Source organism: Rhizobium leguminosarum (assembly GCF_010668065.1).
Lineage (GTDB): Bacteria > Pseudomonadota > Alphaproteobacteria > Rhizobiales > Rhizobiaceae > Rhizobium > Rhizobium leguminosarum_S.
The window spans coordinates 325037-335790 of sequence record NZ_WUEN01000002.1; the positions used below are offsets into that span (position 1 = coordinate 325037).

Sequence of the window (10754 nt, forward strand, 5' to 3'; positions counted from 1 at the left end):
GCCGTTTATGAGGCGCGCGGGGCATTAATCCGGAAGTCCCGCCTTGCAGTAGCCATCGACAAAATGCTCAAGCGTCCGAGCGTCGCGAAATGGCTCGGTCGTCGCCCAGTGGCGGGTTGAAAAATGCGGATTGGCGACGAGAAACAGTTCGGCTTCGGCGCGCGCCTCGTCGAGCCGGCCGAGTTGAGCAAGGCTTGCCGCCAGGAAACGGCGTGAGCTTGTCCGATAGGTCTCGTCCCTGCGCAACGTCTCGACGGCGGCTGCGTATTGGCCGGCGGCATATTGCGCCTGGCCGAGCGTCAGATAGTACCAGCTTGCCGGAAACGGGTTCAACCGGAAGGCCTTGGCGATATGCTCGAGGCCCTCCCCGACTCGCCCGGCCAGGACCGCGATGTCGGATAGTGCCACGAAGGTGTCGGCCTCGTTCGCGTCTAGTTCGATCGCCCTGGCAAATTCAGCTTCCGCCTCGTCGAAGCTGCGCTCATAGGCAAGCAGGTAAGCCAGGACCCAGCGGCAGCCGGCATCGTTGGGATCGACCGCGACAGCCTTGCGCGCCAGTTCCAAAGCAACGCTACGGTTGGGTTGCGTTGGTCCGCCGCTATGCACCTCTCCCATCCAGTGGTTCATGGCAAGCCAGCGATAGGCCTCGGCATAATCAGGGTCGAGGGAAATCGCGCGCGTCAGCATCAGATGCGCTTCCCGCGCCGTCTGCGGCGTATCATCCATCAGCCTGCGCGCCCGCACGCAGAGATCGTAAGCCTCGAGATTTTTGGGCCGGTTGCGCGGCGGCGGTGCCCGCAGCCGGCCGAGCAGCGCCTCGACGATCTTGGCCGTCACCTCATCCTGAACGGCAAAGATATCTTCGAGGCTGCGATCGAAGCGTTCCGCCCATAGATGATCGCCACTTGCCGCATCGACCAGTTGGGCGTTGATACGCACCTGTCCCGCTGCGCGTCTTGCGCTACCCTGGAGCAGGTAGCGCACGCCGAGCTCCTCGGCGATCTCGCGCACGTCCCTCGCCTTGCCTTTGTAGGCGAAAGCCGAGTTGCGGGCGATGACGAACAGGCCCGGCATCCTGGAGAGGTCGGTGATCAGGTCTTCGGTCAGCCCGTCTGCGAAGAATTCCTGTTCCGGATCATTGCTGATATTCACGAAGGGAAGCACTGCTATTGATGGTTTGTCGGGCAGCGGCAAAGGTTTTCGCTTGACGCCGCCGAGCTGATTGATGGCACCTATGAAGCGGTAGCCGACGCGCGGCACCGTCGAGATCCATTCATCGCCGCCGGCCGCCGGACCAAGCAGTTTGCGCAGCTGGGCGATCTGGACAGTGAGGTTGCCTTCCTCGACTGATATGCCCGGCCACGCCGCGTCCATCAGTTCGGCTTTGCCGAGAATTTCGCCGGGTCGTTCAACGAGTGCAGCAAGCAGCTTGACGCCGCGGTGGCCAACAGCAACGGGATCATCGTTCCGAAGGAGCGTTCCAGCCCCCGGATCAAGCACGAACGGACCAAAGGCAAAACGCGATCCCTGCATGAGGCGCATCCTAGAGTCTTTAAAGCTTGGATGGAACTGTTCGTCCGCTTGGGCAGGGACGGAGCCTCGTCTGGGCAAGGTCGCCTAGAAGACGCACCGCACATGCGCTGCTTGCTGCCAGAGGACGCGGGACTTCAGTCTTGCCGGACGATGGCGCCGATTACATTGACGAGAAGGCGCGCGGCGGTCAGGGCCGACAGGCCGTCAATATCGGCGGGAGGATAGAGCTCGACAAGGTCGAATCCTGCAATCCTAGCCCGCCTGCCGAGGCCCGCGATCAGGTCAATCACCTCAGTGTAGGTGAGCCCGCCGGGCGTGCGCGCCGCCACACCCGGCATGATGCCGGGATCGACGCTGTCGCAGTCGAGGGTGACGACGACCCGCGCTCCTTTCGGAATATGCCGGAGAGCGGCTTCGACCCCCTCGGCGTGAATCTCGCGGGCTGTCACGAAACGGCTGCCGTAGGCCCGCGCCGATTCGATATCGGCGAGGCGTGCGCTGCCAACGCTGCGGAGGCCGACCTGGACCATGCCGGCGACATGCGGCATCTCGCTCGCCCGACGCATCGGGCTCGAATAGCCGTGGCGCTCGCCATGTACCTCGTCGCGCCAATCGATATGGGCGTCGATCTGCAGGATCCAGACCGGCTCGTGGTCCGCAAAGCCAGCGAGGAAGGGAATGGTCACGGAACAATCGCCGCCCAGCAGGATCGGCACTGCGGGCATTGACAGGACCTCGCGCGTCCTCGCCTCGATCCGGGCTCGATTGCCGGCATTGTCATGAAGGATGGTTGGAACGTCGCCAGCGTCAACGCAGCAGACCGGATTGTGGTCAAACAGCGGACCGCCGAGATCGAAATCCCAGTGCTCGACGAGCGCGGCATCATCCTGGCTCGCAGCGCGGATGGCGCCGGCGGCCAGGACATAGCCGCTGCCGTCCTTGCCGGGATAGGTGCTGCCGTGAGCAGCTGCGAAGATCACCGCTCGGGGCAAGCGACCATCGGCGAGGCGATCGGGAAGGCCAAGAAAGGAAGGTGAGGCGGTCATTTCCTGATGGTCCTGATGATGTCCGGCTGAAATTGCTGTGGTGAGGACTTTTGAGAATTCGATGCTGACCTGTTTAGTCTGTTTGGACGTTTTTGAGAACTTTTTGGGAAAGCTTAAGTACGACGTTCACCCTATCCTGCAGAATTCGTCCTCTTTCAGGTGAAAGGCCCCGGCCCTTCAAACCCTATGGAGGTTGCTGTGAACGATATTTCCTGCGTGGAGCCGGCGGACGTGTCGGACCGGCACTTGCGCGGCACGACATCGCCGCGAGCGGATCGGATCCCATGGGCCGCGATGGCGGGTATCATCGCGACCGTCACGGTATTTGCCGTGGCGCAGGGGCTGACCTATCCGCTGCTTAGCTTCATCCTGGAGCGGCAAGGGACGACATCAGGCCTGATCGGCCTGTCGGCGGCGATGACGCCGCTCGGTTTCATTCTATCGGCGCCCTTCATTCCTGCGCTTTCACGGCGCGTGGGTGGGGCGCGGCTGGCGATCCTGTGTTCGATCCTGGCCGCCCTCACCCTGATGGCGATTGCGTGGAACCATGACGTCTGGGCCTGGATGCCGCTGCGCTTCCTGCTCGGCGTCTTCGCCAATCCGCTTTACGTGATCAGCGAAACCTGGCTGCTCTCGATCACGCCGGCGCCACGCCGGGGCCGGATCATGGGTCTCTATTCATCGATCGTTTCGGGCGGCTTCGCCATCGGCCCGCTGTCGCTCTGGCTCACCGGCACGGAGGGTTGGCCGCCCTTCGCGATCGGCATTGCCGCCTTCCTCCTCTGCGGCCTGATCGTGCTTGCGGTCGTCCCACGCCTGCCCGACATGCCTGGTGAAGGCGAGGCAACATCGGTGGGCGGCTTCTTCGCGCTGGCACCGCTGCTGTTATTTGCAGTTTTCACCGCTGCCGCCTTCGAGCAGATCCTGCTTTCCCTCTTCGCGGTCTACGGCGCAGCACTCGGCAGCGCCGAGGAGCGCATCGCTTCGCTCATCACCTGTTTCATCGCTGGCAATGCCGTGCTGCAGATTTTGCTCGGGCGCTTGGCCGAACGGTTCGGCTCGACGCGGATGATGCTCTTCTGCGTCCTGGCTTGCCTCGCCAGCTGCCTGCTGCTGCCGTCGGCCTTCAATTCGTGGCTTATCTGGCCGCTCGTCTTCGTCTGGGGTGGGGTCTCGTTCGGGATCTACACCCTGTCGCTGATCCAGCTCGGCGAGCGTTTCACCGGCCAGGCCCTGATCGCCGGTAACGCCGCCTTCGCCTTGGTATGGGGCATCGGCGGCATCGTCGGATCGCCCGCGACAGGACTGGCGATGCAACTGATCGGACATCAGGGTCTGCCATCCTCCCTTGGCCTGCTCAGCTGTGTGCTGGCGGTGTTGCTGATGGCCAGGAGATGGCGGGGCTGATCGAGCACTTGCTCGTGCCACCCTGCCCCGGCTTCACCTGCCGGCCCATCGCGTAGAGGAATTGTCACTTAATGTATAACATGTTATATAACTTCCCATACAAATGGAGATCGGCATGGTCGAGGATGTGGTCCGAACGCTCGGGTTTCTCTGCATGGGCAGCCGGCTGCGGCGCATCGGAGAAAGGCTGCAGGCCGATACGCAGCAGGTCATCGACGAGGCCGGCCTCAGCATTCAGGCGGGCCAATATCCATTCCTTGCAGCGATCGATCGGTCTGGGCCGCTGACGATCGGCGAGCTCGCCCAGGCGGTGGGCATCACCCAGCCCGGCGCAACCCGCACCATCGGCCAGCTTCTCGAACTCGGTTACGTCGACATGCAGCCGGCCCCGGATGATCAGCGTCGCAGACTGGTCTCGCTGACCGACAAGGGACAGGACCTCGTCGATCATTCGAAAAAGGTGATCTGGCCGCGCATCGCCGCCGCCGTTGCGGATCTCTGCGGCCATCTCGACGGACCGATCCTCGAACAGCTGGCAGCCATCGAGGACGGGCTTGCAGCGGTGCCGCTTGCCCGTCGCAACGCCGCCAAGGAGGAGAACTCATGACCCATATCCTCGACCGACCGATCTGGAGCGCGCTGGAGACCGCCCATGCCGGTCTTGCCGAAGGCGGCAAGTGCGCGCGGCGATACCCAGTCTCCATCGTCCCTTTCGCGGCGTCCGCCGACGACACGCCGGAGAGCCTCGACGCCCTGGAGAACCTGCCTTCGCAGGCGGAGAGCATGATTCTCGTCGAATCCGGGCCGATCGCCATTCCACCGGGTCTTGCCGTCGCAACGACGGCATCGGTGGTCCAGATGATTGCCGAGCGGCCTCACGAGCGGATTTCCGATCCTCGCATCCAGCCGCTGACGGGGTCCGATGCCGCCGACATGCTTGATTTGGCGACATTGACCAAACCCGGCCCGTTCACGTTGCGAGCCCAGAGCCTCGGCAGCTTCTGGGGGATCAAGAACGAAGGCCGCCTGGTGGCGATGGCCGGGCAACGGATGCGGCAGACAGGCTTCAACGAGCTCAGCGGGCTTTGCACGCATCCCGATTTCCAAGGGCGCGGCCTCGGCACGCTGCTCTTCCGCTTCGTTGCCGGCGAAATCGCATCGAGCGGCGACACCGCCTATCTGCACGCCTATGCGGCGAACACATCGGCCATTTCGCTCTACAAGACACACGGCTTTGCGCTTCGCGCGGAGATGAACATGCGCGTGGTCAAACGCCGTTCCTGAACAGTGCCCACGACCTATCGCACCGCCGGCGGAAGCACTTCGAATTTCCAGAATTTTTCCGGGCTGAAATAGGTCGTGGCAAACGCGCGGATATCTGCGGCGGCGACCTTGTCGTAGCCGCTGAGATTGTCGCGTATCCTGTCTAAGCCACGCGAATCCGTCTGAGCGCCGCGCAGATATTCAATCCAATATTCGTTACCCTGCTGCTGATGCTTCAGTGTCTCAATGATGGGTTCCCGGGCGCGCGTGAGTTCGTCCGGGGAGACATCATGCGACCTGAGATCCTTGGCGATCTCGTCGACGAGTGCGTAGAAGCGCGCGACCTTTGCCGGGTCTGTCTCGACGTAGAAATATGCGTAGCCGTAGCCAGGGACTTCACTTGACAGGTCAGCATCGCCCTCCAGCACATAGCTTGCTCCTTCTGCGATGCGAAACTGATCGACCAGCCTGTTTTGGAAAATCTGGGTGGCGAGATTGGCGGTGAAGGACCGCGGCAGGTCGGAAAGCAAATCGCCAATCGGAGCCCCTACCGCGGCGGCGGCGTTATCCGCCCTGCCCTTATGGGCCTCTACAACGGGCTTCTCGTTCGTCGCCGGAAAACGCACGTCGTTGCGATCGTCGCTCGACGTCATCTCCGGGCGCGGCGGCAAGGCGCCAAAGGTTTCAGCTGTCAACCGGATCGCGTCGTCCACCGTCACGTCACCGACGATAGTGATATCGATTGGGCCGTTGGAGATCATAGGTTGGAACAGCGCCTCGAAATCCTCTGGACGAGCGGCCGACAACTGCGCGCGATCGGGGAAGGTCCAGCGAGCGTCGCCCGAATGCACGAGACCTGGGAAATCGCGGCTGACAATGCCGCCGGGCGTCGCCTCATACTGATCGAGACCGCTCAAATAGGCTTGCTGCACACGCTTGAACGCCTCGGGACGGTAAGCGGGATCGGAGGTGTATGCGGTCATGAGCTGCAGTTGCGTCGCAAGATCTTCAGTCCTTGTACGACCATCGAACCTGAAGGAGCTGTCGCTTACCGAGAAATCGATGCTGACGATGTTGGCGGTCAGCGCTTTCTGGATATCCTGGTAATCCATGGCCTTCACGCCGGACAGCACGACGGCCGGAGATGCCCAGATCGGGGCGGAACGCTCGTGCGGCAGGGCCAGCCGACCGCCGCCGATATCTTCACGCACCAGCACTTCGTTGGCACGCAGCTTGGTTGGCTTGACGGTAAGCCGCACGCCGTTGGAAAAGCGCACCATGGTCAAGCCGAGATCGTCGACGGCGCGGCGTTCGACCACAGCGCCCGGCGCGCCGAAATGGGCGTAGGGCCAGGCGACGTCAGCTGCACTGGATAGTGCCGAGACGGCAACGGCATTTGACGCATCGTAGACTTGCCGAACCGCGTTGGCTCCGCCCTCAGGTGATTGGGCCGTCTGTAGCACGACCTGCGGACCGTTGCCGGAGAAGGCACGCTGCAGCGCCTGATTGACCTCGGCCGCCGTGACGCCGTTCGTCATCGCCTCGAACAGCGAGAGGTCTTCGCTAGGCGAGGTGAAGACTTGATCGTCATCGACGCTGCTCACCAGCATGGAAGCGACGTCTGTGGTCGTGCGCGTCGCGGCTCCGGCCGCCGCGGCCTGCAGGGCCGAGCGATAGTCGAGGATTTCGCGATCGATCTCCGCCTGCGTAGCGCCGAACTCCTGGATGCGACGCTGTTCCTGGTCAATGGCTGTGAGCGCCGCCTGCCATTTGTCCGGCTCGGAGTTCGCCGCAATCAGGACGACGTGAGCGGAATCGACGAGATCCTGAGAGCCGACGCCCGCACTGATGAATGGGGCATCCGCCTTGCCGGCGATGGTGCTCACCCGGCGATTGAGCACCATGAGACCGAGATTTTCAACAAGCTCGGCGCGGCGCTTGGCGAAAGTGTCAGGCGCGGCGTCATAGAGACGCGTCCAGGCGACCTGTACGCTCGTCATGCCGCCGGGAACAACGATGAGGTCGGCGCTTTCGCCTTTCGTCACCAGCCTGCCGAGATCCGGTTTTGCCGGCGTCGGATCCACGGCCTTCCAGTCGTCGAAGCGCTGCCGGATTTCCGTTTCCATGGCGGCGGGGTCGATATCGCCCACCACCATCAGCGTTGCCCGATCGGGTCGGTAATTGGCCCGGTAATAATCACGGACGAGGGCCACAGGCGCATTGCTGATGGTGTCGGCTTTACCGATCGGCGTCCGCAGGGTCGCGCGCTTGCCGGCGAGCAACGAATTCATGATTTCGAGCGCTGCGCGATATTGCGGCGTGTCGCGCAGCCGCTCTTCCGACAGGATGACGCCGCGTTCGCGATCGAAGGCGCCGGCGTCGAGGGTCAGCTCGCTCGCCGTTTCTCGCATCAGCATCAGGCCTGTCGAAACCGTGTCTGCATCGACCTCGGGCAGATCGAGTGCGTAGACAGTCTCGTCATAAGAGGTATGGGCGTTGGTGTCCGGCCCGAAGGCCAGGCCCTTGCGCTGCAAGATACGGATCATCTCCCCTTCGGCGACATGTGTCGAACCCTTGAAGGCCATGTGCTCGAGAACATGCGCCAGACCCTGCTGGTTGTCGTTTTCGTCGAGCGAACCGGAGCCGATGCGAAAGCGGATCGCTGCCTGTCCGGGCGGCGTGACATTACGCATGATCGCAAATCGCATGCCGTTGGCGAGCATGCCGAAACGCACATGGGGGTCGGCCTGGATGTCGCTTTGCGTTTGCGGCCAAGGCACGGACGGGCTGTCCGCATAGGCTGGCGACGTGAAGTTTGCAACGAGGGAGACCGTCGCGAGAAACCACCACACCGTGGAGCATTCCATTTTTTTGTGAGACATTCTTGTCCAGGTGATGAGAATGAAGAGGGTAGATGGCGCCAACCTGACTATTCCACAGGTTGCATTTCCCATCAACTTCCATGTTTGTAATGAATAAGAAGTAGATAACTCTGCCTGAGAACAGGATGATTTTAGACCCGGTCGGCCTGAAATCCGAATCCTGTTCTCAATTAAAGAGTTAGAGCATGATGTCGTCCGAAAACCTCTCACACTTTTCGGCATCATGCTCTGGCTGTCAGACAATTGTCATCGAACCCGCCTAAGGGATTGCGCCTCGATGCTGTCACCAGGAGGCGTTTTCGATGGCGACATTGGAGCAGGTCGCGTTCCGGGCAGGATGCTCGCTGGCGACCGCAAGCAGGGTTCTAAACCGCAACGGACCGGCCAGCGACCTGATGGTGCGCAAGGTGCGCCGTGCGGCCGCCGAACTCGGCTATCGCCCGGCCGGCTCGTCCGCCGGCCGGCTCGGACGCAGGCCCGTGGTCGGCGTGCTGATCCCGAGCATCACCAATCCGGTCTTTGCCTCGTCGCTGTCGAGCATCCAGAACCGCATGCTGGTGGCCGGCCATGGCGTCTTGATCGCCCAGTCGAATTACGATCCGGCGCGCGAGGCCGATGCCGTCGCAGCACTTTTGAACGACCGACCGACCGGACTGATCCTCACCGTCTGTGACCCCTCGACCAGCAAGGCGCTGCTTGCGAAGCTCCCGCCGACCGTGCTGCTCAACAACCTGCCGACGGCGCAGTTTCCGGCGGCCGTCACCGCCGACAATCGCGGCGCCGGCCGCGAGATCACGACATTCCTGATCGGCATGGGCCATCGCCGCATTCTGTTTCTCTCCGGCAATTTTGCCGCCTCCGACCGCGCCCGCCTTCGCTACCGCGGTTATCTCGACGCCATGGCCGAGAACGGGCTGACACCCCTCGATGCCGTGCAGATCCCGTTCGTCAGCGGCTATGACCAGCTCGATCTTGGCGTCGCGATGACTTCGCTTGCGCCGACGGCGATCATCGCCTCCAACGATCTCCTGGCGCTCGGCGTCATCGGCGCGCTGAAGCGCGAGGGGCTGTCGGTGCCTGGGGATGTTTCGGTCGCCGGCTTCGACGGCATCGCCATCGGCCGGCTGATCGATCCACCGCTGACGACCATCGAAATGCCGGATGCCAGCATGGGGGCGACGGCCGCCTCGCTGCTTCTCGACATGGCGGAGAATGCCGCCCCTGCCCGTCATCTCGATGTCGCCTATACGCTTCGCCGCGGCGGCACCGTGCGCGCCATCTGACGCTTGAAACAAAGAAGGCCGCCACGCGCTCGGTGTGGCGGCCCTGCCCTGTTCCCGATCGGGAAACCGATCAGCTGCGCGGCAGCATGCCCTCGACATCGGCGGCTGCGTCATCGAGCGCTTCCTTCGGCTCGGCCGACTGGTCGACGATGCGCGAGAGATTGTCGACGATCGTCTGCGTGACCTTGACGCCGTTCGAGCCTGGGAAGGCATACCAGGGGATCATGACCGGCATCTGGCTGAGGCCTGCCTGGAACAGCGGGTTCTGCTTGTAGAAATCGCCGAGATAATCGGCCGACTTCGCGGCGAGCTCGTTGTTCGGGACATAACCGGTGCCGGGCACGACGACGGAAGCGCCATAAGGGCCGGCGGCAAATTTGGCGAACTTCCAGGCGGCACCCTGCTTGGCGGCGTCATGCGTCAGGATAACGACGGCGTTGCCGCCGGTCGGCAGGCGGCCGTTGACCGGGTCGATCAACGGGGTCTTGGCGGTGCGCAGATCGAACTTGTTGCCGACATTCTTGATCGTGTTGCGCAGCGCGCCTGTGGTCTGGAACTCGAAACCGACCTTGCCGGCTGCAAAAGCCTGTTCGCCAGCGGCCTTGGTGAACACAGGCATGCCGCCTTCGGTCACCAGGCGATGCAGGACCTCGACGGCCTTCTGACCTTCCGGGCCGTTGAAGGCAACCTTGCTTTCGTCGTCGCTCAGCATCTTGCCGCCGGCGCCGAAGAGCAGTGCCGAAAACATCCAGTCGTCGCCCTGCCAGCGGTAATCGATGCCGTCGACACCATTGCCGAGCGCCTTGATCTTGCCGCCGAGCGCGATGACCTCATCCCAGGTCTTCGGCGGATTTTCAGGATCGCCGCCGGCCGCCTTCACGAGATCGGCGTTGTAATACATGATCGGGTTGGAGGTCGCAAAAGCCAGCCCCACCTGCTTGCCCTTGACCTGGGCAAGCTTGAGGATCGTGTCGGAAAAGCCCTGCTCGGCCATGTTGCCGTCCTTCTGGACGAGCGGACCGAGGTCGACGGCGACGTCGCGTTCGTCGAGCATGCGCAGGCGGTTGAGGCCGATGAAGGTGATATCGGGCATTTCGCTGGTGCCGACCTGGCGAAGGATCGTCTGGATGCCTTCTTCATAGGTCGCCGACGGGCTGGCGAACTGGATCTTGATATCGGGGTTTTCTTCCATGAACTTCTTCGAGATCGTGTCCATCACGTCCTTGAAGAAGCCCGGCATCGGGTAGTGAACCGTCAGCGTCGTCTCGGCATGCGCGGGAAGCGCGATTGCCATCGATACGGCCGCTGCGGCGAGAAGCTGGGTGATATGTTTCATCGCT

General features: G+C 62.7%; 8 protein-coding genes. 4 read left to right on the top strand and 4 right to left on the bottom strand.

The features are described 5' to 3' along the window. Positions 1-24: 24 nt before the first annotated feature. Entirely contained in the window at positions 25-1533 is a 1509-nt protein-coding gene (locus GR198_RS06090; protein ID WP_164067921.1) for a winged helix-turn-helix domain-containing tetratricopeptide repeat protein, read from the bottom strand. A 134-nt stretch (positions 1534-1667) separates the two neighbouring features. Then, positions 1668-2579 (bottom strand): agmatinase, encoded by a 912-nt coding sequence (locus tag GR198_RS06095; protein ID WP_164067923.1) that lies wholly within the window; start codon positions 2577-2579, stop codon positions 1668-1670. A gap of 186 nt (positions 2580-2765) precedes the next feature. Here GR198_RS06095 and GR198_RS06100 point away from each other — a divergent pair, with 186 nt between their 5' ends. The 3 genes from GR198_RS06100 (at position 2766) to GR198_RS06110 (ending at position 5270) form a co-directional block, all read left to right on the top strand. After that, positions 2766-3986, top strand: a complete 1221-nt coding sequence (locus GR198_RS06100; protein ID WP_164067925.1) for an MFS transporter — start codon at positions 2766-2768, stop codon at positions 3984-3986. A 115-nt stretch (positions 3987-4101) separates the two neighbouring features. Then, entirely contained in the window at positions 4102-4593 is a 492-nt protein-coding gene (locus tag GR198_RS06105) for a MarR family winged helix-turn-helix transcriptional regulator (protein ID WP_164067927.1), read from the top strand. Next, positions 4590-5270, top strand: coding sequence for a GNAT family N-acetyltransferase (locus tag GR198_RS06110; protein ID WP_164067929.1), 681 nt, complete (start codon positions 4590-4592; stop codon positions 5268-5270). The genes GR198_RS06105 and GR198_RS06110 overlap by 4 nt, the downstream gene beginning before the upstream one ends. 14 nt (positions 5271-5284) lie before the next feature. Here the strand turns inward: GR198_RS06110 and GR198_RS06115 are convergent, their stop codons facing one another. Then, on the bottom strand, positions 5285-8203 hold the full coding sequence (locus GR198_RS06115; RefSeq protein ID WP_164068259.1) for a M16 family metallopeptidase: 2919 nt from the start codon (positions 8201-8203) through the stop codon (positions 5285-5287). A 230-nt stretch (positions 8204-8433) separates the two neighbouring features. Between GR198_RS06115 and GR198_RS06120 the strand changes: the two genes are divergently transcribed. Beyond that, positions 8434-9414 carry a substrate-binding domain-containing protein gene (locus tag GR198_RS06120; protein ID WP_130852922.1) on the top strand — a complete coding sequence of 327 codons (981 nt, stop codon included), beginning with the start codon at positions 8434-8436 and terminating at the stop codon, positions 9412-9414. 70 nt (positions 9415-9484) lie between these two features. Here GR198_RS06120 and GR198_RS06125 read toward each other — a convergent pair whose 3' ends face one another. Further along, complete coding sequence (locus GR198_RS06125) at positions 9485-10750, bottom strand: ABC transporter substrate-binding protein (protein WP_164067931.1); 1266 nt, start codon at positions 10748-10750, stop codon at positions 9485-9487. Positions 10751-10754 lie beyond the last annotated feature (4 nt).

Excerpts from the sequence above, each read along its gene's own strand:
- GR198_RS06095 (WP_164067923.1), bottom strand. The coding sequence starts at position 2,579 with ATGACCGCCTCACCTTCCTTTCTTGGCCTTCCCGATCGCCTCGCCGAT.
- GR198_RS06115 (WP_164068259.1), bottom strand. The coding sequence starts at position 8,203 with ATGGGAAATGCAACCTGTGGAATAGTCAGGTTGGCGCCATCTACCCTC.
- GR198_RS06120 (WP_130852922.1), top strand. The coding sequence starts at position 8,434 with ATGGCGACATTGGAGCAGGTCGCGTTCCGGGCAGGATGCTCGCTGGCG.
- GR198_RS06125 (WP_164067931.1), bottom strand. The coding sequence starts at position 10,750 with ATGAAACATATCACCCAGCTTCTCGCCGCAGCGGCCGTATCGATGGCA.
- GR198_RS06100 (WP_164067925.1), top strand. The coding sequence starts at position 2,766 with ATGGAGGTTGCTGTGAACGATATTTCCTGCGTGGAGCCGGCGGACGTG.
- GR198_RS06105 (WP_164067927.1), top strand. The coding sequence starts at position 4,102 with ATGGTCGAGGATGTGGTCCGAACGCTCGGGTTTCTCTGCATGGGCAGC.
- GR198_RS06090 (WP_164067921.1), bottom strand. The coding sequence starts at position 1,533 with ATGCAGGGATCGCGTTTTGCCTTTGGTCCGTTCGTGCTTGATCCGGGG.
- GR198_RS06110 (WP_164067929.1), top strand. The coding sequence starts at position 4,590 with ATGACCCATATCCTCGACCGACCGATCTGGAGCGCGCTGGAGACCGCC.